Source organism: Streptomyces sp. NPDC001373 (assembly GCF_042895815.1).
In the GTDB taxonomy this organism is placed as follows: domain Bacteria; phylum Actinomycetota; class Actinomycetes; order Streptomycetales; family Streptomycetaceae; genus Streptomyces.
Genome location: NZ_JBIAWQ010000017.1, coordinates 117,060 through 138,125 on the forward strand (window position 1 = coordinate 117,060; position 21,066 = coordinate 138,125).

The 21,066-nt window shown below is 71.7% G+C and carries 14 protein-coding genes and 2 pseudogenes; 7 read left to right on the forward strand and 9 right to left on the reverse strand.

All coding sequences use genetic code 11. The features are described 5' to 3' along the window. Positions 1-14: 14 nt before the first annotated feature. The 3 genes from ACFY15_RS29380 to ACFY15_RS29390 form a co-directional block, all read right to left on the reverse strand. The gene (locus ACFY15_RS29380) at positions 15-824 is read right to left on the reverse strand and encodes a DeoR/GlpR family DNA-binding transcription regulator (protein ID WP_390690660.1); all 810 of its coding nucleotides are present in this window, start codon (positions 822-824) and stop codon (positions 15-17) included. A gap of 71 nt (positions 825-895) precedes the next feature. Beyond that, on the reverse strand, positions 896-1,222 hold the full coding sequence (locus ACFY15_RS29385) for a hypothetical protein (protein ID WP_390690659.1): 327 nt from the start codon (positions 1,220-1,222) through the stop codon (positions 896-898). 211 nt (positions 1,223-1,433) lie between these two features. Further along, positions 1,434-2,822: a PLP-dependent aminotransferase family protein gene (locus tag ACFY15_RS29390; RefSeq protein ID WP_390826376.1), complete on the reverse strand. Its 1,389-nt coding sequence runs from the start codon at positions 2,820-2,822 to the stop codon at positions 1,434-1,436. A gap of 163 nt (positions 2,823-2,985) precedes the next feature. Between ACFY15_RS29390 and ACFY15_RS29395 the strand changes: the two genes are divergently transcribed. Continuing rightward, entirely contained in the window at positions 2,986-4,236 is a 1,251-nt protein-coding gene (locus tag ACFY15_RS29395; protein WP_390690657.1) for an MFS transporter, read from the forward strand. Between the two features lie 283 nt (positions 4,237-4,519). On the opposite strand, the gene ACFY15_RS29400 is transcribed toward ACFY15_RS29395, so the two are convergent. Next, on the reverse strand, positions 4,520-5,164 hold the full coding sequence (locus ACFY15_RS29400) for an MMPL family transporter (RefSeq protein WP_390826377.1): 645 nt from the start codon (positions 5,162-5,164) through the stop codon (positions 4,520-4,522). On the opposite strand from ACFY15_RS29400, the pseudogene ACFY15_RS29405 reads away from it, so the two are divergent. After that, positions 5,060-5,653 (forward strand): annotated as a pseudogene (locus ACFY15_RS29405) (IS701 family transposase); the annotation flags it as partial. The gene ACFY15_RS29400 and the pseudogene ACFY15_RS29405 sit on opposite strands and share 105 nt — an antisense overlap. Positions 5,654-5,784: 131 nt before the next feature. Here ACFY15_RS29405 and ACFY15_RS29410 read toward each other — a convergent pair. Continuing rightward, complete coding sequence (locus tag ACFY15_RS29410; RefSeq protein WP_390826378.1) at positions 5,785-8,283, reverse strand: SpoIIE family protein phosphatase; 2,499 nt, start codon at positions 8,281-8,283, stop codon at positions 5,785-5,787. 674 nt (positions 8,284-8,957) lie between these two features. On the opposite strand from ACFY15_RS29410, the gene ACFY15_RS29415 reads away from it, so the two are divergent. Continuing rightward, the gene (locus ACFY15_RS29415; RefSeq protein WP_390690654.1) at positions 8,958-11,390 is read left to right on the forward strand and encodes a SpoIIE family protein phosphatase; all 2,433 of its coding nucleotides are present in this window, start codon (positions 8,958-8,960) and stop codon (positions 11,388-11,390) included. Between the two features lie 705 nt (positions 11,391-12,095). On the opposite strand, the gene ACFY15_RS29420 is transcribed toward ACFY15_RS29415, so the two are convergent. Continuing rightward, positions 12,096-14,897, reverse strand: a complete 2,802-nt coding sequence (locus ACFY15_RS29420) for a heavy metal translocating P-type ATPase (RefSeq protein WP_390690653.1) — start codon at positions 14,895-14,897, stop codon at positions 12,096-12,098. Between the two features lie 173 nt (positions 14,898-15,070). Between ACFY15_RS29420 and ACFY15_RS29425 the strand changes: the two genes are divergently transcribed. Then, the gene (locus ACFY15_RS29425) at positions 15,071-15,334 is read left to right on the forward strand and encodes an SHOCT domain-containing protein (RefSeq protein ID WP_390690652.1); all 264 of its coding nucleotides are present in this window, start codon (positions 15,071-15,073) and stop codon (positions 15,332-15,334) included. Positions 15,335-15,761: 427 nt separating this feature from the next. Continuing rightward, on the forward strand, positions 15,762-16,409 hold the full coding sequence (locus tag ACFY15_RS29430; protein ID WP_390690651.1) for a DUF305 domain-containing protein: 648 nt from the start codon (positions 15,762-15,764) through the stop codon (positions 16,407-16,409). A 315-nt stretch (positions 16,410-16,724) separates the two neighbouring features. Here the strand turns inward: ACFY15_RS29430 and ACFY15_RS29435 are convergent, their stop codons facing one another. Both ACFY15_RS29435 and ACFY15_RS29440 read right to left on the reverse strand, forming a co-directional pair. Then, the gene (locus ACFY15_RS29435) at positions 16,725-17,648 is read right to left on the reverse strand and encodes a hypothetical protein (protein WP_390690650.1); all 924 of its coding nucleotides are present in this window, start codon (positions 17,646-17,648) and stop codon (positions 16,725-16,727) included. Positions 17,649-17,750: 102 nt separating this feature from the next. Beyond that, positions 17,751-18,185: a hypothetical protein gene (locus ACFY15_RS29440; RefSeq protein ID WP_390690649.1), complete on the reverse strand. Its 435-nt coding sequence runs from the start codon at positions 18,183-18,185 to the stop codon at positions 17,751-17,753. Positions 18,186-18,520: 335 nt separating this feature from the next. On the opposite strand from ACFY15_RS29440, the gene ACFY15_RS29445 reads away from it, so the two are divergent. After that, positions 18,521-19,024, forward strand: a complete 504-nt coding sequence (locus ACFY15_RS29445) for a hypothetical protein (protein ID WP_390826379.1) — start codon at positions 18,521-18,523, stop codon at positions 19,022-19,024. Between the two features lie 76 nt (positions 19,025-19,100). On the opposite strand, the gene ACFY15_RS29450 is transcribed toward ACFY15_RS29445, so the two are convergent. Then, a complete protein-coding gene (locus ACFY15_RS29450) occupies positions 19,101-19,688 on the reverse strand; it encodes a TetR family transcriptional regulator (RefSeq protein WP_390690647.1) in 588 nt (195 codons plus the stop codon). A 106-nt stretch (positions 19,689-19,794) separates the two neighbouring features. On the opposite strand from ACFY15_RS29450, the pseudogene ACFY15_RS29455 reads away from it, so the two are divergent. Then, positions 19,795-20,638 (forward strand): annotated as a pseudogene (locus ACFY15_RS29455) (class I SAM-dependent methyltransferase). Positions 20,639-21,066: the final 428 nt, after the last annotated feature.

The following is a 21,066-nucleotide window of genomic DNA, read 5'->3' on the forward strand; positions in this document are numbered from 1 at the left end:
TGCCGACAACTCGGTCAGCCCTCTGGGACCTTCGCGACCAGCAGCTCGCCGACGGCCTCGGAAAGCACGCTCCGAGCCTGCCCACCGAGGCCGTCGTCGGTGACGAACACGTCCACGTCGCTCAGCGAGGCGAAGCCGCTGAGGCCGGTGACCCCCCACTTCGTGTGGTCCGCGACGACCACGAGCCGACGAGCCGAGCCGATGAGCGCACGGTTGGTCTGCGACTCGGCGAGGTTGGGCGTCGTCAGCCCGGCTTTCTCGGACACCCCGTGCGCACCCAGAACGAGCAGGTCGACATGTAGGGACTGGATCGTCAGGTCGGCCACCGGACCGACCAGAGCGGCCGACCGTGTCGGAGCCCCGCCGGTCAGCAGCAGCGAAGGAACTTGGGTCCCGTACTGTTCCTCCACGCCGCGCAGCAGGTCGGCAACGGGCAGGGAGTTGGTCACCACGGTCAGTCGCGGTACGCGCAGAAGCCTGGTCGCCACCGCGTACGCCGTCGTCCCCGCAGAGATCGCGACCACGCTGCCCGGCTCGACCAGAGCGGCGGCCGCGTCCGCCACCGCCGCCTTCGCGGCCGACTCGAGTCCCGACTTGACCTCGAATCCCGGTTCGTCCATGGAGGTACCGGAGGCCAGTACCGCCCCACCGTGCACCTTCTTGACCACGCCCGACCGTTCCAGCGCATCCAGATCCCGACGTACGGTCATGTCGGAGACGCCCAGCCGACCGACCAGCTCCGCCACGCGCACCGCCCCGCTTCGGCGTACCGACTCGGCGATCCGCTCCTGCCGCTGGTGCGCAAGCAGCCCTGAATCCGTCACAGCCCAGATCCCCCTCACACCAGCCCTGCTGCCGCTCGAAACCGATAACCAGCAGAAACGAACCGGGAGCATCAGTAGTAAACAAACCGAGGATAGATGCCGACTCGGTCGCCCGTGCACTCCGTTACGCCTACCCCACGCTCCACCGCGGAGTCGAGGACGCCCTCACCGACCTGCGCCAGGACACCTGACGGCGAGGCCGGACACCCGGCCGGGGCTTGGTGCCACACGTGGTAGCCGTCGGCTCGGAGGGGGAGGCCCAGCCGGTCGCCGATCTCGGTGGGGATGCCCGGGCAGAAGTGGTACCAGCGCAGGCGCGCGATGCCTCCGTTGGCTGTCTCCGCGCGCAGGACGTCCTCGACCGCCTCGGGGCCGTTTCCGTCGGCCGGGTGGCCCACATCAGCACCAGCGGGTCTTCGTGTGCGGGTGGTACACGCCTCGCATGGCCGCTGACCAACGGAGACGGCCGCCACTCGGCCAAGCTCCGGGTGGCTGGCCCGCGTATGGCCCGGGTCTTGATCGACACAGAGAGGCCCCCCTGACCGATTGCCCGTGGCGGTGGCGAGTCGGCACACGGACGAGGGGCGGGCCGCAGGTCCGGCGGGGCCCTTATGCCAGGGCGCCCGGAGGGGGAGCGGAGCCGAGCAGATGGACCAGTGTCAGCAGTGCGTCGCGGAGCACCTCGTCTTCGACATCCGCGTTCAACCCGATGCGTACCCCGAACGCCGCGTGCTCGCGCCGGGGCGTGTATTCGTCACCTGGGGACACGAGAATGCCGGCCTCACGCGTCGCGGCGGCGAACTGCCCAGCGGTCCAGGGTTCCGGGAGCGGCAGCCACAGATGTGGTGCCGCCGGCTCGGTGATGACGTCCAGACCCGCGAGGATCTCGCGGGCCGCCGTGTTGCGCTGCGCCGTCGCTGTGCGGCGAGCCGCGACGATGAGGTCGGCGGTTCCGTCGCCGACCCAGCGGGCCAGTACCTCCGCCAGGAGCGGGGGCGTCAGCCAGGTCGTCGCCCGCACGGTCGATGCCAGTTCCGCGAAGGCGGCGTCAGGAACGGTCAGGACGCCGACCCTCAGGCCCAGGGCCAGGGCTTTGGCCGCGCTGGCCACATGGAGCGTGCGTTGCGGAAGCAGCTGGGCGACCGGGTCCGGCCGCTCGGTGGCGAGCGGTCCCAGGGCATCCTCCTCGATCACCCACACCCCTGCCCGGTCGCATACGTCCGCCAGTTCGGCGCGCCGGCCCGGCGGCATGGTGCGGCCGGTCGGGTTGGCCAGAGTGGGCTCGAGATGCACGACCGCCACGTCCTTCCGGGCGCAGGTGCGGGCGAGAGCGTCGGGCAGGATTCCTTCGGCGTCCGTGTCGACGGCGACCACGGGGATCGACAGCCGTCTGGCCGCCGCGATGAGGCCGGGATTGGTCAGTTGTGCCGTGGCCACGGCGCGGCCGGGGGATGCCAGGGCCAGCAGGGCGACGGTCAGCGCGTGCTGGGCGCCTGCCGTGAGCAGCACGTGTGTGGGATCAGGTCGCCAACCGCCGTGTGCGGCCCAGGCGGCAGCGGCCTCGCGATGCGCCGGTGCGTCCTGACCGTACTCGGTCGTGGCGACCGCCCTCAGGGCGACAGGGTCGCCCGCGAGGGCGGTCAGGGTCTCGCCCAGCAGGAAGGCGGGATCGATGCCGCCCCCGAGGGGCGGGTGCAGGGACGCCAGATCGACGCAGGTGGACGCGGTGGTGTCAGCGAGCCCGAAGCCCGAGCGTACGTAGGTGCCGCGACCCACCTCGGCGGCGACGAGCCCGCGGCTTTCCGCCTCCGTGTACGCGCGCGCGATCGTGCCCACGGTCACACCCAGCGCGCCGGCCAGTGCGCGCCGCGGCGGCAGGCGGTCTCCCGGTCGGAGCCGACCGCGGGCGACGTCACCGGCGATCGCGTCGGCGAGTGCCCGGTAGAACGGGCGGCCCTCCGGCAGAGGTCCTGGCAGCCATTGCCGGTTCCGCGCCACTGTCTTCGGTCCTTCCCTTGATCCTGCCGGGGATTGACACCGTACCAGCGCGAAATGGCAGATCCAATCCCGCAAGATTGAACCCCTCGTGATTATGGATTGACACCCTAATGGGCTCATCCTACAGTTCCAATCTGTTCGAACCGAGGGTGAGGAGACAGCCATGCGGCTGCATCAGGTGTGGCACAACGGCGGCTTCCGCCGGCTGTGGGCGTCGGTCGGAGTGAGCGTGGCGGGCACACACGTCACAACGCTCGCCCTGCCGCTGACCGCGCTCGGCGCGCTGGACGCCACCCCCGGGCAGGTCGCTCTGCTGTCCGCCGCCGGCACCGTGCCGTTCCTGCTGCTGGGCCTGCCTGCCGGCGCGTGGGTGGACCGCTGGCCACGCCGTACCCTGATGATCCATTGCGACACCATCCGGTTCCTGCTCCTCGCCACCGTCCCTGTGTCGTACCTGTTGGGCGGCCTTGTGCTCGCTCAGCTCTATCTGGTGGCCTTCGGTGTCGGAGCCGTCACCGTCTTCTTCGACGTTGCCGCCCTGTCCGTACTCCCCGCACTCGTGGTCCCTGAGCAGATACCAGTTGCGAACGGGCGCCTGGAAGCCGTCCGCGCCACTGCCCAGACCTCGGGACCGGCGGTTGGTGGCGCCCTGGTGCAGGTGTTGGGCGCACCGCTCGCCATGGCGCTGGACGCGGTCAGCTACCTGGTCTCCGCCCTGCTGCTGCACGGCCTGCCCGAGCTGCCGGCACCCGTTCCCCGGCAGCAGGAGAAACTGGCCCGTCAGATGGCGATCGGCCTGCGCTTCTGTCTCACCCATCCCTATGTCCGGCCCCTGGCCCTCGCGGCCGCCTGGATCAACCTGTGCACCGAGGGGATGCTGGCGGTGTTCGTCGTCCACGCCGTGGACGACCTGCGCCTGTCCGCCGCCACGGTCGGCGTGATCCTCGCTGTCTCCAACCTCGGCTACCTCGCCGGGTCGCTCGCCACCCCCTGGCTCAACGCCCGCATCGGCGTCGGCCCCGCCATCGCTCTCGGCGCCGTGCTGAACGGCGGGTTCGTTGTCGCCGGCTTCGCCCAGGGCACCCACACCGTCGGCTGGCTCATTGCCGGATTCACGATCACCGCAGTCGGCGTCGGCGTCTGGAACGTCGACGCGGTCAGCCTGCGGCAGGCAGCCACTCCGCGGGAACTGCTCTCCCGGATGAATGCCACCAACCGGTTCCTGATCTGGGGGACCATGCCCCTCGGTGCTGGAGCAGGAGCCCTGCTGGCCGGCGCTTTCGGGCCGCACGCCGCCGTACTCGTCTGTGCCGTCGCCGCGCCCGGCAGCGTCCTGCCGATCGCTTTCTCCACCGTGCGCCGGGTACGGGTCATGCCGACGAGTCCTGTCCGCACCGTGGAGGCCGTCGCGTGACGGTCCGATCCCCAGGCGACGTTCCCGCCGAGGAAGGCTGAGCCCGCGGGCTGCTGGGCGGACGAGTCACGAAACGGCGTACCCGCAGCCGCGGGTCATGGCGCTGTCGAGCGCTGAGCGCGCGGCGAGCGGCGGCTTGAGGTCAGGTCGATGCTCGTCGTCGCCGGCGGCGCTGATTCGTGCCGCCAGAGACGATGGCGTCCGCCTCGGCGGCACCTTTCCGTCGGCGACCGGGAGGTGCACGACCTCGCCGTGGTCCTCCTGCACGGCTGGGCCGCCCGGCTCAGTCGAGTTCGATTCGAGGCGTGTGCCGGTCCAGAAACGCGGGCAACCACCAGTTGGCCTGCCCCGCGACCCGCATGAAGGCCGGTACCAGGAGCAGTCGGACGAGGGGCGCGTCCAGTACGACCGCGACGGCCAACGCGAAGCCGAAATCCTTGAGTTCGAGCACGTCGGCGACGAGGAAGCAGCCGAAGACCGCGGCCATGACGACGGCGGCCGCGGCGATCGGCCTTGCCGTGTGCGCCACCCCTTCCACCACCGCGCGTTCATTTGGAGGGACCGAAGGGCCTCGCCGAGAACGAGCGCATGCCGCTTCGGTCATCCACCCGCCAGCGGGTGCGGACCTGGGAGTCCCTGCACACGCGAATTCTCGCGCGGCAAGGTGAGCGAGAGGCGCCTGACGGGTAAAGCCCGAGCTTCTTCGGCGAGTAGCTGACCAGCAGGTTCTTCGTGTGCTGGTGGTACACGCCTCGCATGGCCGCTGACCAGCGGAAACGGTTACGATTCGGCCAGGCTGCAGGCGGCTGGTCCGCGTATGGCCCGGATCTTGGTCGGAACGGAGAGGACCTCTGACCGATGGCCCGTCCGTGGCGGCGGCGAGTTGGCACACAAGCGAGGGGCGGGCCGACAGGTCGCCACGGCGCATGCCTCGATCCAACGCGCCACGAGAGAGAAAATCGCCAGGGCCTGGACCGCGGAGCGGGCAACCCACCGGCTGAGGAACTTCCACGCTGTCACGACCGGCCACGAGACGTGCGGCTGCGTCTTCCCCCGCACAAGCTCTCTGACTGCGCCCGGCCGGCCAGCCGCAGGCTGCGGCCACTCGGGGACAGGTCCCGCCCGTGTCGAGGTGCGGCCCTGGCACCGCGAGGACCGCCGGCACTGGGTGATCGCCCGCCGCAGCGTGAGCAGGCCCGAGGAGATCTCCTACTACATCGCCTACTGTCCCGCCGAGACCACACTCGACGAGCTCATCCGAATCGCCGGAAGCCGGTGGGCGGTCGAGGAGTGCTTCCAGAGCGCGAAACAGGAATGCGGCCTGGACGGCTACCAGGTCCGCCGCTATCCCGGCTGGCACCGCCACATGACCCTGGCCATGGCCGCCCCAGCTGCCTCTCCCTCATGTCGGCACCGCTCCTCGGCGGTCGTCACGGACCGTCCGGTCATCACATCGCACCGTAATGCCGCTGAAGGGACGATTCAGGCAGGTGTGCCGGGGCCCGGAAGCGAGACCGTCCACCGTGCTGCACCTGGGGGAAGTCCCCCTCAGCCCCGCCCCCGCCCCCCGTCCGCCCCGGGTACGCCGATCAGCAGCAGCGTCACGTCGTCGTCGTGCGCGGACATGTCCGGGATGAGGGTGCCGACCACCCGGTCCGCCTCCTGGTCGAGGAGCTCGGGGTCCGCGGGAGCGTCCTTCGGCGCGCGGTCCACGGTGCGGGCGAGGACGTCGATCCGGGCCTCGATGTCGGTGCCGGGGCGTTCGACCAGTCCGTCGGTGTAGAGCACGAGGAGGCTGCCCGGCGGCAGCGCGTGCGTGGCCTCCTCGAACGGCACCCCGCCGCCGCTCGCGTCGTTGACTCCCAGCGGCACACCGATCGGTGCCGGCAGCCGGCGGGTGGGCCCGTCGGGGGGCCGGACGAGGACGGGCGGGTGGCCCGCCGAGCAGAGGGTCACGTCGCCGGTGTCCCGGTCCACAATCAGGTAGACGCAGGTGACGAGCTGGCCCGCCAGGTCGCCGACGAAGCTGTCCAGCGCGGTCATCAGCCCGCTGGGCGTGCACCCGGTGCGGGCGAGTGCGTGGGAGGCGGCCCGCAGCTGCCCCATGACGGCCGCCGCCTCCAGGCCCCGGCCCATCACGTCGCCGACGACGACGCCGGTGCGGCGGCCGTCGAGGGGGATGACGTCGAACCAGTCGCCGCCCACCCCGGGGTCCTGGAGGGAGGCCAGGTACCGGTACGCGCTGGGCAGGTACGGGAGGCTGGGCGGCTCCCCCATGAGGCTGCGCTGCAGCGTGTAGGCGATGCGCCGGTGCTGTTCGTAGCGCTCGGCGCGCTCGGCCTCGGCCCGTCTGCGCTCGGTGATGTCCCGGACGGACAGGACCACCAGCGTCTCCCGTTCGGCCTGCAGTTCGGCCTGGAGGCTGCTGATGCTCACCTCGACGGGGAAGTGCGTGCCGTCGCGGTGCAGCCCGTACAGGTCCCGGTCGACGACGGTCGGCTGCGGGTCGCGCAGGCCGAGGTAGGCGCAGAGGAGCGCGCCGTGCCGCCGGCGCCACGACTCGGGCACCAGGTCGACGACCTGGGTGCCGACGAGGTCGTCCGGTGTCCGGCCGAACAGGGGCTCCACCTGCGCGTTGGCCATGACGATGGTGCCCTTGCCGTCCGCGATCAGGGTGGCGTCGGGCGCGGACTCCAGCAGGGCGCGGAACCGCCGGTGGGCGCGTTCCAGCTCGCGCTGGGCGGCGGCCCGTTCGGTGATGTCGGTGACCACGCCGCACACGGCGTAGGGGGTGCCGGAGGCGTCGTGGAGCGGGAAGAGCGTGGAGAGGAACTCCCGCGGGCCGTCCGGCAGGGTGAGCAGCTCCTCCCGTTGCAGGGGTTTGCCCGCCCGCAGCACGGACAGGTCGGAGGCCCGCACCTCCCCCGCGAGGGGCGACGGCATGACGTCCTTGTCACGGCGGCCCAGCACCTGCTCGCGGGAAAGGTTCAGGCTCTTCTCGAACGTGGTGTTGACCGCCAGGTAGCGGCCTTCCACGTCCTTGACGAACACCACGGCGGGCGTGTTGTCCATGAACGCCTGGAGCAGTTGGTTCTGGCGCACCTGCCATTCGAGACGGCCGTGCGCCACCTCGACGCGGCGCCCCACGGCCAGCGCCGCGAAGATCACCGCGCTGAACGCGATCGTGTGGCCGCACACCAGCAGCGCTGTGCCGAGCCGGGTCCCGAACAGCTCCGCGTCCTCGCCCACGAGGATGCCCCAGCCCAGCAGCGGCGGCACGATCAGGGCGGTGACGAACAGCCGGCGCCCGAGCGCTCCCGTCGTTCCCGCGTTCGTCAGCAGGCCCGCCGGCCCTTCGTCCGGCCGGACCAGGAAGAGGGCCCCGCCGAGCAGCACCAGGGCCAGCGCGGTGTGCAGGGCCATGCCCGTGTAGGGGCCGAAGCGCTCCAGCTCGGGCACCCGGTAGGCGGCCCCGTACAGCCGCAGGGTGCCGAGGGCGAGGACGGCCAGGCCCGCGATCTGGCTGATCCAGGCGGGGACGCGGCGTGCGCTCGCGCAGAGGGCCGCCGCGCCGCCGAGGGTCAGTGCCGCGGCCGTGTTCGGGGCCATGCGGCCGGGGGTGCCCGGGTCGGCGGTGTTGTCGGTGAAGAGGAGCTCGTCGATGTGGAGGTTCGCCCCGGTCGCGTACTCCACGAGGGCGAGGGCGCCGATCACCGTCGTCAGGGCCGCCGCCGCACGGGCCGCGGCGGCCGTTCGTGAGCGGACCGGCCCGCGGCCGACGACGTAGAGGGACAGGCCGAGGGCGATGACGGCCACCGCGGTGTTGGCCTTCATGACCGTCGTGACGCCGGGCAGGACGCGCTTCAGCGCGACGATGTCGAAGATCCAGCCGGTCAGGCTCAGCACGCCCACCCCAGCGGCGATCAGCGCCGCCGCACTGGCCGCCGCCCGAGTGGCGGCCAGTGCGTGCGGCTGGAACGGCAGGCCGTCGGCCCGCTCCGCTCGTTGGGCGCCGGGCAGACCGGGCACCTGCTGGTTGCTCGTCACCGCTTTCTGTCCCTGCCGGATGACACCCCCGCCCGCCTCCATCAGCTTACGTACTGCGGACGGTCCGCGCCCGGCGCGATGCGGGGTGCCGCACAGCGGCCGGAAGCCTACGCGCACAGCGGTACGGGCTCAGGGGCGGCACCCGTACGTTTGCGGACCCCCGCACGCGCAGGCCGGCAGTCCCGCACGCGCACGCCCGGCAGTCCCCGCACGCGCAAGGCGCAGGACCCGCACGCGCTCGGCGGCAGGGCCTTACGCGCACAGCGGCACGGGCTCAGGGGCGGCACCCGTACGTTCGCGGCGGAGCCCCGCACGCACGCCGGGAGTACCCGCACCCGCACGCCGGCAGTCCCCGCACGCGCACGCCGGCAGTCCCCGCACGTGGCAGTCCCCGCACGCGCTGGGCGCAGCCCCCGCACGTGCTCGGCGGCGGGGACCGCACGGGGCGCGGCGCCCGCCGGCAGCCTCCGTCCGGCCAGGGCACGCGACCGTGTCGTCCCGGCGCCCTCCGCCAGGACACGCGACCCGACGCGTAGGACGGTAGAAGTAGAAGAGACGCAGGGGGCGACAGACCCGGCTTCGGGGACCGGCGCGACCGGATCGTCACGTCGGCCGACGCGTGGCCCCGACGGCTTCACCCGTCGGCCGGGCCGGCTCCGAGGACAGAACGGGCGATGATCGACATGCGCGACGGCATCCCGCTCGACGGCGACGCCGACGACCTCCCGGATCCGACGATGTCGGCCACGGCCGTCGTCGACGCCCGGGGCGTGGTGACGGGGTGGAGCGAGGGTGCGGAGCGCCTGCTCGGCTATCCGTCCCGGGCGGCGATCGGGCGCCCCGCGGCCCGGCTGCTCGGCACGGACCGGGACACCGGCGGGGCGGTCCGCGCGGTCCTCGGCGGCCGGAGCGTGACGGCGTCGCTGCGGCACCGGGACGGCCGGCGCGTGGCGGTGCGGCTGCGGGCGTTCCCGTGGTCGGACGGTGAGGGCCGGGACCAGCGGCTCCTCGTGGCGACGCCGACGGAGCTGCCGGGACCGCCTTCCGCGTCGGCGGAGGCGGTGTTCACGCAGTGCCGCCTCCCCGTCATGGTGTTCGACGCCGAGCTGCGGGCCGTACGGGCGAGCGCGGGCGCCGAACGCGACCTCGGTCTCAGCGAACGGGAGCTGGCGGGCCGGCGCGTCACCGATGTCCTGCCGCCGCACATCTGCCACAAGGTCGAGGACGGCATGCGCCGGGTGCTCGACACGCACGAGACCGAACAGTTCCACGTGCGGGGCAGGTCCCGGCCGGACGCCCCCGACCGGGTCTGGTCCATCACCGTGTCCCCGCTGAGGGGCCCGACGGGACAGGTGCGCCATCTGGAGCTGTCCGCGCTCGACGTCACCGAGCAGCACCTGGCCCGGGAGCGGCTGACGCTGCTGAACGACGTCAGCGCGCACATCGGCAGCACCCTGGACGTGATGCGCACCGCCCAGGAGACGGCCGACGTGGCGGTGGGCCGGCTCGCCGACTTCGTCACCATCGACCTGCTGGACTCCCTGTTCCGGGGGGTCGAGCCGAAGCCGTCCGCCACGGGCGGCGTCACCCTGCGGCGCGCGGGGCAGCAGTCGGTGCTACCCGGTGTGCCCGAGGCGCTGGCCCGGCCCGGGGACCTGGACGACTACCCCGAGTCCTCGCCGCCCGCCCGCTGCCTGGCCACCGGCAGGTCCTCGCTGCACCGCACCGACGACGAGGCGGTCAGGGCGTGGGAGGCGGCCGACCCCGGGCGGGCGGGCGTGGTCCGCGCCTTCGGCGTCCACTCGCTCATGGTCGTTCCCCTGCGGGCGCGGGGCGTGATCCTCGGAGTGGCACTGCTGGTCCGGCACCGGCGGGAGGAGCCCTTCACGGAGGACGACCTGTACCTGGCGGAGGAGATCGGTGCGCGGGCCGCCGTGGCCGTGGACAACGCCCGGCGCTACACCCTGCAGCGCGACACCGCGCTCGCCCTGCAGCGCAGTCTGCTCCCCAGCCGGCTCGCCGCGCAGGAGGCGGTGGAGGTGGCGCACCGCTATCTGCCGGCGCGCACCCGGGCGGGACTGGGCGGCGACTGGTTCGACGTGATCCCCCTGTCCGGGGCACGGGTCGCGCTCGTCGTGGGCGATGTGGTGGGGCACGGGCTGCGGGCGTCGGCCACCATGGGCCGGCTGCGGACGGCGGTGCGCGCCCTGGCCGACGTGGACCTGCCGCCCGACGAACTCCTCACTCAGCTCGACGATCTGGTCACCCACGGGGCGGCCGAGGAGGACACCCGGGTGCCGCACGAGCCGGAGCTCGATGGGCCCACCGATCTCATCGCCACCTGCCTGTACGTGGTCTACGACCCGGTGTCGCGCCGCTGCGCGGCGGCCACCGCGGGCCATCCGCCGCCCGCCGTGGTCACCCCCGACGGCGCGGTGGACTTCGCGGGCATCCCTCCCGGTCCTCCGCTGGGCCTGGGCGGCCTGCCCTTCGAGTCCCACGAGTGGGAACTGCCATCGGGCGGCCTGCTGGTGCTGTACACGGACGGCCTCGTCCAGGGTGAGGAGCACGATCCGGGCAGTGGTCTCGCGCTGCTGCGGCGGTGCCTCGAACGGCCCGTCCGGTCGCTGGAGGCGGCCTGCGACGACCTGATCCGCACGCTGCTGCCCGAGTTGCCGCTGGACGACGTCGCGCTGCTCGTCGCTCGGACCCGGGCGTTCGACACGGAGAGGGTCGCCACCTGGGAGCTGCCGTCCGACCCGGCGGCGGTCGCCGACGCCCGTGCGAAGGTGCAGGGTCGGCTCGCCGCGTGGGAGCTGGAGGACGTGGCGTTCTCCGCGGAACTGGTGGTGAGCGAGCTCGTCACGAACGCGATCCGCTACGGTCGACCACCGGTCCAGCTGAGGCTGTTGCGGGGTCACGCGCTGATCTGCGAGGTGTACGACAGCAGCGGCACCGCCCCGCATCTGCGGCGGGCCCGTGCCTTCGACGAGGGCGGCCGCGGTCTGCTGCTCGTCGCCCAGTTCGCCCAGCGCTGGGGCACCCGCCATCGCGCCGACGGCAAGACCATCTGGGCGGAGATCGCGCTCCCCGCCCCGGCCGGATGAGGGCGCCCCGGTAACGGCCGGCTCCTTCGGTGCGCTCCTCCGGTGAGGGGTTCGCCCCTCTCACCCTGCGGGGCAACATCGGCATACTTACTCATTGTTACGTTCATGAGTTCATAAAGTGGCTGTCAATCCCTGTGGTTGACGGGGCACCCGGGAGTGCCGTTCCGGCGCTCGGCATAGGAGATGAAGCGCGGCCGTAGGGGCGGTCGCGGCTTACGCCGAAGAAGCCGGAGACATGTTTAAGCGTGTGACTTCCACGCGGCGCGGATCGCGCCGCGGGACGGAGAACAGCGGCAGATCGGCCCTCGCCGCCGCCGCGCTCCTGCTGGCCTCCCTGCGTGGCAAGCGCGAGCAGGCCCGCCGATTCCAGCGGCGTGACAAGGTTTCGCTTGGGCTTCCTGTCGTCCTACATCAGAAGTCCCAGATCACAGGGGGGGAGAGAGGAGTACGGGCGCCAGCAGTGCCCAGGCGCCTTCTTTCGTACCGCTAGAGGAACCCGAGCTTCTTCGGCGAGTAGCTGACCAGCAGGTTCTTGGTCGTCTGGTGGTACGCCAGTTGCACCCATGCTGACCAGCGGAAACGGCAGTTGGTGCGGCTCTCTGGCGGGTGCTGGTCCGGAAATGGTCCGGATCTTGGTCCGGGCGGTCCTCCGGCAGAGAGGACGCGCCCCGACCGTGGTCTGACCGTACGCCCTCCACGAGGGGCCTACCCGCTTTCGTGTGCGTCGTCGTGTGTGGTGGTGTAGCGCCCTGGGTCGGCGTTGAAGGCGGCGGCGCAGTGGGCGGAGCAGAAGAGGTACTCACCGGTGTCGGTCTTGCGGTGCTCCGCGGCGTCCGTCGGGTCGATCCGCATGCCGCACACGGGGTCCACGACCCGTCGTGCGCTACCCGAGCCGTCCGAGTTCGCGTGCTCCTGGCCGGGATGCGGGTGAGGGCTCGTGGTGTTGGGGCGGCGGAGGGATGCCGTGTGGTCGGCCGGAGTCTCGGCCTTGGGCTCGACGCGGGCCGGTGCGGTGTGCGGTAGGGGAGCGGGGCGCCAGCGGCGCAGGCGAGAGGCGTTGGTCACGACGGACAGGGAGCTCAGTGCCATGGCTCCGGCGGCGATGATCGGGCTGAGGCGGATGCCCCACAGGGGGTAGAGGGCGCCGGCGGCGAGGGGGACGCCAATGGCGTTGTAGACGAGAGCGAAGAACAGGTTCTGCTTGATGTTGCGCATGGTGGCGCGGGAGAGGCGGACGGCGGTGACTACTCCTGTGAGGGAACCGGAGATCAGGGTGATGTCGGCGGCTTCGATGGCGACGTCGGTCCCGGTGCCGATCGCGAGGCCCACGTCGGCGGCGGCCAGTGCGGGGGCGTCGTTGATGCCGTCGCCGACCATGCCGACGGTGCTTCCTTCGGCTTGAAGTCGACGGATCTCGTCGGCCTTGTGCTCGGGCAGCACCTCCGCCAGCACCCGGCTGATGCCGACCTGAGCGGCGATCGCGGCGGCGGTACGCGCGTTGTCGCCGGTGAGCATGACCACCTCGATGCCGAGGCGTTGGAGGGCGGTGATGGCTTCCGCGGAGTCGTCCTTGACGGTGTCGGCCACGGCCAGGACCCCCGCCGGCCTGCCGTCGATCCCGGCGAGCACGGGCGTCTTCCCCTCGGCCGACAGGCGCGCCGCCTCTGTGCTCAGCGAGCCGGTGTCGATGCCGGCGCCGGCCAGGAGGCGGGGGGCGCCCACGAGGACGGTGTGGCTGTCGACGGTCGCCCTGACACCTTGGCCGGTGACGGAGTCGAAGTCGGAGACGGAAGCGGCCGACGAGGTCACACCGCGTTCGCGGCTGCCGGCGACGATGGCCTGTCCGAGCGGGTGTTCGCTCGGTTCCTCGGCTGCGGCCACCAGCCCCAGCAGCTCGTATTCGCCGGTGCCGTCGGCGGTGTGGACGTCGGTGAGGACGGGCCTTCCGGCGGTGACGGTGCCGGTCTTGTCGAGGACGACGGTGTCGAGCTTGTGGGCGGTTTCCAGGGCCTCGGCGGAGCGGATGAGGATGCCGGCCTGGGCCCCCTTGCCGGTGCCGACCATCACCGACAGGGGGGTGGCCAGGCCGAGCGCGCAGGGGCAGGCGATGATCAGCACGGCGACCGCCGAGACGAGGGCCAGGGTGAGGGCCGGGGCGGGCCCGACGGTGAACCAGACGGCGAAGGTGGCGACGGCGATGGCGATGACAGCGGGCACGAAGTAGGCGGAGACGGCGTCGGCCAGACGCTGGATGGGCGCCTTGGACGCCTGCGCGGCCTGTACGAGGCGGACGATCTGGGCGAGCATCGTGTCCGCGCCGACCTTGGCGGCGCGTACGCGCAGGGATCCGGTGGTGTTGACGGTGGCGCCGATGACGGTGTCCCCGGCGCGTTTGGTGACCGGCATTGGCTCGCCCGTGACCATCGATTCGTCGATGGCGGAGGATCCGGTCAGGACCTCGGCGTCAACGGGGATCTTCTCTCCCGGTCGGATGACGATCTCGTCGCCGACGGCGACGTCCTCGACGGGGATCTCGCTCTCGGTACCGTCCCGTACGACGCGCGCGGTGCGGGCCTGGAGCCCCAGCAGGGAACGGATGGCCTCGCCCGTGCCGGCCTTCGCGCGAGCCTCCAGCAGTCTGCCGAGCAGGATGAGGGTGAGGATGACGCCGACGGCCTCGTAGTACACCTCGCGCACGTCCTCCGGAAGGAGGCCGGGGGCGAGGGTGACGAGGAGGCTGTAGCCGTAGGCGGCACTCGTGCCGAGGGTGATCAGCGAGTTCATGTCGGCGCTGCGGTGGCGCAGCGCCAGCCACCCGGTGACGTGGATCGGCCATCCGGTGTAGAACATCACCGGGGTGATCAGGGCCAGCTGGAGCCAGTGGTTCAGCATCCATCCCGGTACCCAGTCCGCCCCGAACAGCTCGTGCGCCATCACCGCGAACAGCACCGGTGCGGTGAAAACCGCACCGATCACGACCCGGCGGGTCAGGTTCGCGATCTCCGCCTGACGCTCGGCGACGTCGGCGGCCTCCGCCTCGGCCGCCGACCGCTCCACGGCGGATGCCGGGGCGCCACCGGGCGCGGTGGTGGCCCGGCCGGCGGCTGGTAGTGACGCGGATTCCGGCTGGCCGTCCGGTTCGACGAGCAGGGTGCCGTGGATCATGTTCATGCCGCAGGCGAAGCCGAACGTGCCCGGTCTGTCCGGGGCCAGGCGCACCGTGGTGCGTGTGTGGGCGGGCAGCCCGGCGCTCACGTGCAGATCCGGGAACACGACCCGGGAGGTGCACTCCCCGGACTCCTGGCGGTCGAAGACCAGCTCCAGCGGCGTGCCCTGGCGGACCTTGATCAGGTTCGGGCTGTAGCCGCCCCGCACGACCACGTCCACCCGCTGAACCCCGTCCTCCAGCCGGGCGGATCCGGCCCGGCGGGGGCCGAAGAAGTACCAGCCCAACCCGCCGATCACCGCCACGGCGGCCGCGACGACCACAGCATCAAGGGCGCCCATGGGGTCTCGCCTCCCTGTTCGGCCCGTCCCTTCCAGCATGCGCCCGCACCCGGTGCCGCGCGGCAGGGCCCGGGCGGCCTCGTGAGGGGCCTATTCGGCCCCCTCCATCGCAACCCGGCCGGTGTGACGATGCAGGTGGGACAAGCCTCCTTCGGTGAAGAAGGTGAGCGGCGATGATGTTCTGGTATGACCACGACGTCAGCGGGCGGGGCTGGTTCGCGATGTCGGTCGGCATGATCCTGTTCGGGGCGCTGATCATCACCGCAGCCGTGCTCCTCTTCCGGGCCCTGGAGCGCCCTCATGAGCACATGCACACCTCGGCGGCCCCGACACCCGAACACATCCTCGCCCAGCGACTGGCTCGAGGAGAGGCCGACGAGGACGAGTACAAGCACCGCTTGGCCGCCTTGCACACGCACCCGCAGAACGACCCTTAGCCCGGCCGATGTGCGATCCCGGGCCGGGGTAGCCACGACTTCGGCAAGGAGGCCGCCGTGAACACCGACCGCAACTACGGCCTGTACGCGCTCGCCGCCGCGATCGCGTTCGTCGGAGCCCTGGCGCTCGGCGTACCCGGTGGCGACGCTGGCCTGACTCGCAATCGTCGGCGCCTGCCCGCTGATGATGTTCTTCATGATGCACTGCATGCACAACGACGGACACCACGGGCACCGCCCGTCCGGCCACGACCGGCTCGACAAGCACGATCACCCCACCGGGCCGGGCCGCGCCTGACAGCGCGCCCCCTACGACGGGCAGGCAGGTGGGCGCCATGGCCGCGCTGATGGCCGTCCTGGCAGGCGCGCCGATCCTGTTCCACCGCACTGGCAGGCCCGCCCGCAGGCTCGTCCAAGGAGGCAGATCATGAGCACCAACCGTCCGACCGGCCGCCGCGCCGCCCTGACCGCAGCAGTGACCGCGCTCGTCCTGGCCGCCCCGGGCGGCGCCGTAACCGCCGCCTCGGCCGAGCCGGCCCACTTCGCCAGCGTGACGATGCGTGTCCTCGCACAGGCTGACGAGCACAATCAGGCTGACGTCACCTTCGCCCAGCGGATGATCCCCCACCACCGCCAGGCCATCGTCATGGCGCAGATGGCCCGCAGCCACGATTCCTCGCCGGAGGTGAAGGCCCTCGCCGAGCGGATCCAGAAGGCGCAGGCCCCCGAGATCCGGACGATGACCGGGTGGCTGGAGGCATGGGGCGAACCCGTGCCGCGGGGCATGGGCAGCATGGAGGACATGGCCGGCATGGGACAAGGCGATGACGATGCGACGTCGATGCCCGGCATGATGCACAAGACGCAGATGAGGGGTCTGGACCGAGCCTCCGGCCGGGCCTTCGACACGATGTTCCTGACCATGATGATCGAGCATCACGAAGGCGCCATCGACATGGCCAAGTCCGAGCTTCGTCAAGGCTCTTACGACCCCACGAAGGACCTCGCCACCGACATCATCCGCAGCCAGACCGCCGAGATCGCACAGATGCGCGCCATGCTCAAGGCCCGCTGAGGGCGCGGCCGCCGGTCCGCCGTCACTCCTGCCCCGGAAGAGGGCCGGGGCAGGAGCCGGTCAGTGGCTGTGCGCGTGGCCGTCGCCCGAACTCGGCGCCTTCTGGCTGGGCTGTCCCGGACTCGGGAAGACCGGCGGCACGGAGGTGGCGGCCGGTGTGGCGGGCTGCACGACGGGAGCCTGTCCGTCCTCGTGGCCGGGTTCCTCCGCACTGCCGTGGCTGTGCCCGGTCCCGGGTGCCTTCTCCATGGACGCCGCGACTGCGGGCAGGCTGGGGAAGGCGAGCGCCGCCGTTGCGGGCGGCGCCCGCCGGGCTCAGCCGACGTTCAGGGTCAGGGCGGCGGTGTGGAGCTTGCCGCCGGTCTGGAACTGGAGGAACAGCCGCCAGTTGCCCGCGGTGGGCAACTCGGCGTGGAAGGCGAGGTCAGGCCCGCCGTTGTCGCCGGTGACCTGCGTGGTCGGGTGCAGGTGGGCGAACGCCTGGTCGCCTTCGTGGAAGGCGGTCAGGTGGGCGTAGGTGTCCAGGTACGGCTGGAGGTCGGTGACCGGCTTGCCGTCCTTGGAGACCGAGACGGTCAGGGGGTGCGCCATGCCCGCCATGGGCCGGCCCTGGACGGTGATCGTGTAACCGTCGGCCTCGGCCGTGGTCGCCGGGGCGGGCAGCGGGGTCTCGGCGACGTTGCCGGGAACGGTCACCGTGCGCGACAGCACCAGGTCCTTGCCCTTGCCGCTCCCGCTGTCGGGGGTGAAGGAGGTGAACATCCGCCAGGTCCCGGGCGTGAGGGCGGCCAGGTCGGCGGTCCAGGTGCCGTCGGGGGCCATGACGGGGTGGATGTGCTGGAAGCCGGTCAGGTCCGAGCGGATGGCGTAGAAGTGCATCCGCTGGGTCTGCTCGAGTGCGAACGCCGTGACCGGCTTGCCGTCCGAACCACTGATCGTGAACCGGTACGCGGCCGGATTGCCGGACGCGAGAGTCGTCTCCGCGGAGGTGAGGCGGTAGCCGTCCTGGCTGTCGGACAGGCCGGAGCCCGCGGCGGCCATGTGGTACAAGCCGGGCATGTCACCCATCGACGATGACGCACTGGGCGAGGCGGAGGAACGGGTGCCGTGGTCCATACCGAGCATGGACGAGGAGTCGTCGGACGAACCGCAGGCGGCCAGGGTCAGGGCCAGGGCGACGGCAGTGCCGGCCGCGGCCAGGGCGCGGCCACAGACGGTGAAGCGGTGCGAAGCGAACATTTCGCGAGGTCTTTCCGGGTGGGCGCACCACAGCGGTGGCGCGCGGGAACGTGCAGGGGCGGTGCCTGAGCCCGGCCGGTGGCCGGGGCTCGGCGGTGCCTGTCACGTCCGCGCGATGCAGACCCGATTCAGCAGATCCCGCCCACTGCCAGGCGGGCCGCGCCGTCCGGTCCCGCCTCCGGCTGCCCGCAGGTGCGCTGACAGCCCTGCCGTGAGCACCCCGAAGACGGCCGCGGCCAGGAGGCCGGGGGCCGGCAGCGAGATCCGCTCGTGTGCGGGGGTGGAGACGCACGACCCTCCGTCCGTTCCCGGCACCGGGGAGGCTTCGAAGGTCGGTCCGTGGCCGGTGGCCTCGGCCGCCGGGCTCATCGCCGCGTGGCGGTGGCCGTTGTCCATGGGAGTGACGTGGGACGTTGCACCGTGACAGCCCTCGGCGGCAGTGGCCGGCGCGCCGTGCATGAGGAACAGGCCGAGCAGAACCGTGCACACGGCCATCAGCCGGGTGATGCCCCGTCTGCTGAGCTGTCCGCTGATCACCGCTCTACCCTTCGATCCCCGTCCCATGGGGACCTGATGAGCTCCGACATTACCCCGGCGGGGTACGTCGGCGCATGCCGGCTGCAGCCTGCACCGCCCGGAACCGGGCTCGCCGGGCGGGCTTCACGATTCGGTGTCCAGCCTGAGCGGGAGGGGAGAGCGTACCGCCGGCGGATGCTGCTGATCGCCATCGTGGGTGTCATTGCCGCCGCCGTCATCGCGGGCATCACGATCGCCGTCGTGTCATCCGGCGGCGGGACCTCCCGGTCACCGGAATCTACCGGCGTCCCCACGGTTCCGATGAAGACATCCCCAGGCAGAAGCACCAGCCCGCCGTGCGCCACCCCCCCAACGATCCTCCGGCCCGGGTCGTCGCCGCCGGGCTGCCCATGCTGGGCGAAGAAGGCAACGCGGAGCACATCCACGCCCACCTCGACGTGATCGTGAACGGAAAGCCGGTCGCCGCCCCGCCGAACATCGGCGTCGACCAGCGGACCCGGCAGATCAGCCCCCTGCACACGCACGCCGCAGACGGCGTGATCCACGTCGAGTCGCCGGTCAAAGCCGCCTTCAGCCTGGGCCGGTTCATGGCCGAATGGGACGTCGCCCTCACCACGGAGTCCATCGGCGGCCTCAGGGCCGGGAACGGCCACGTGCTCCACGCCTACGTCAATGGCAAGGAACGGCCCGGTGACCCGTCCGGGATCGAGCTGCGGGCGCACGACGAAATCGCTCTCGTCCACGGGCCCACGACCACGAAGGTCACCGTGCTGGCGGCTACGACTGGCCGCCGGGCGAATAGACCCACGCGACGAACGGCCACGTGCACCGACCTCTGATCCGGCTCGACGATCCTCCTGCCCGCCACCGGCTACACCCCCTCGCTGCCGCACCCGTTCCTCGGGGCGATGGATGTCACGCCGTACGGATCAGCACGCGGATGAGTCGCTCGACCTGAGCCTGAGAACCCTGCGCGGCATCGGCCGAGCCGGTCATCAGCAGGTGGTGCAGCGTCCCCACGAGCGCGAGCGCCACCGACTCCGCATCCAGCGGCGTCGCGACCCTCCCGAGCTCCTGCTCCGCCCGCAGGTAGCCGCTGACCGCCTCCTGAATCGCGGTGAACCCCGGGGCGCCGGCCTGCCAGGCCTCCCGGACGCGCCGGGCGGCCAGCGGCCGGGTCACCGCCAGTACCACCAGCCCCGGATCCAGGGACAGCACCGCCGAGGCCACGTCCGCGAGGTTCTCTGCCACTGAACCGTTACCCGCTCGGGAGGGCAGGTCCTCCGACAGCGCGGCGGCCGTCCCGAACCGGTACAGGACCAGTTCGGCGACGAACTCGTCCAGCCCGGCGAAGTGCGTGTGCAGCACTCCCTTGGCGCACCCGGCCTCCTCGGTGACGGCCCGGCTCGTCAGCGCCGCGGCCCCGTCCCGGGCCAGGACACGCTCTGCCGCCGCGAACAGCCGCTCCCGCAGGCCTTCTATGGCTACTCCGCGCGGTGACATCAACTTCCTCCTGAAGCAAGGGCATTGCAAGTATGGGCGAGCGCCCATACTGTTTGGGCGTGCGACCATTCTAGGGCTCTCGCTACGCAATCGGAGGTCATCCCGCATGCAGCAGACCGCCAACACCGCCCAGGCCCAGGCATGGAACGGCTATGAAGGCGCGCACTGGGCCGCCCACCACGACCGCTGGAACGCCGTCAACGCCGGCTTCGACGAGCCACTGCTGACGGCCGCGTCGATTCGCCCCGGAGAACATGTTCTCGACATCGGCTGCGGCGCGGGCGCGACCACGCGTCTGGCCGCCCGTGCAGCGGGGCAGGGCCACGCGGTCGGCCTTGACCTCTCCGGGCCCATGCTTGAGCAAGCCCGGACGGCGGCCGCTGAAGAAGGAATCACCAACATCTCCTTCACGCACGGCGACGCCCAGGTCCACGACATTCCCCGAGCCGCCTTCGACGTCGCGATGAGCCGCTTCGGCATCATGTTCTTCTCCGACCCCGCCGCCGCGTTCGCCAACATCGCTTCCGCGCTGCGTCCGGGTGGGCGCATCGCCTTCCTGAGCGCGGGAGCCCGAAGGGAGCGAGTGGCTGACCGCGCTCACCGCGCTCGAGGACATCCTGCCGATCGGTGGCTTCGGGGCACCCGGTGGACCGGGCATGTTCTCCCTCGCCGACCCCGACACCGCAACCGGCCCGCTTCGTACGGCGGGTCTCCAGAACGTGCGCGCCGAACACGTCCAGGCGCACGGGACCTGGGGCCGAACCGCCGGGGAGGCTGCGGACTTCCTCCTCGGCTCCGGCCCCGGCCGGCACCTCCTCGGCTCGGTCGATCCCGCCGCCCAGGCCCTTGCGCGGCGCCGCCTGACCGAAGGCCTCGGTGCTCACGAGACCGGCGGGGCGGTTCGACTCCGCAGCACCGGGTGGCTCCTGACCGCCGCCCTCGCCGTCTGACCGCCCGAGACGGGCGAGCCCTCAGCCGGTCCGGCTCCCGTTGCTGCCGTGGCGTGTCCCGGTGGTGCGGGACCACGGCTCATGGGGGCGGAGCCGGGATCCGCCCGCGGGGGCCGCCGAAACGGCCGGAGGCGAGGGCGTGCGCGGGAGAGGCGAGATCGACTCTGGTCCGCGACTGGTCCGGCAGTGAAGGCCCCGGGGCCAATGCAGGTTGCTCAGGGTAGTGTGGTGGCTACTCCAATTTTCTGAAATGGGTGTGGACTGGGAGTTCAATTCCCGTCCCGGACAACGGACTTCGCTGCTCTAGAAGAAGCCCAGCTTCTTGGGGGAGTAACTGAGCCTTTTCCATCTTCAGCCTGAGCTGGCCAGATGCAGGGTGAGGACAGCCTGAACAAGGCTCGTGATGCGGGTGGTCGAGCAGCGGAGCT

Excerpts from the sequence above, each read along its gene's own strand:
- ACFY15_RS29450 (WP_390690647.1), bottom strand. The coding sequence starts at position 19,688 with ATGTCACCGCGCGGAGTAGCCATAGAAGGCCTGCGGGAGCGGCTGTTC.
- ACFY15_RS29400 (WP_390826377.1), bottom strand. The coding sequence starts at position 5,164 with ATGCGCCGTGGCGACCTGTCGGCCCGCCCCTCGCTTGTGTGCCAACTC.
- ACFY15_RS29395 (WP_390690657.1), top strand. The coding sequence starts at position 2,986 with ATGCGGCTGCATCAGGTGTGGCACAACGGCGGCTTCCGCCGGCTGTGG.
- ACFY15_RS29435 (WP_390690650.1), bottom strand. The coding sequence starts at position 17,648 with ATGTTCGCTTCGCACCGCTTCACCGTCTGTGGCCGCGCCCTGGCCGCG.
- ACFY15_RS29430 (WP_390690651.1), top strand. The coding sequence starts at position 15,762 with ATGAGCACCAACCGTCCGACCGGCCGCCGCGCCGCCCTGACCGCAGCA.
- ACFY15_RS29420 (WP_390690653.1), bottom strand. The coding sequence starts at position 14,897 with ATGGGCGCCCTTGATGCTGTGGTCGTCGCGGCCGCCGTGGCGGTGATC.
- ACFY15_RS29425 (WP_390690652.1), top strand. The coding sequence starts at position 15,071 with ATGATGTTCTGGTATGACCACGACGTCAGCGGGCGGGGCTGGTTCGCG.
- ACFY15_RS29415 (WP_390690654.1), top strand. The coding sequence starts at position 8,958 with ATGATCGACATGCGCGACGGCATCCCGCTCGACGGCGACGCCGACGAC.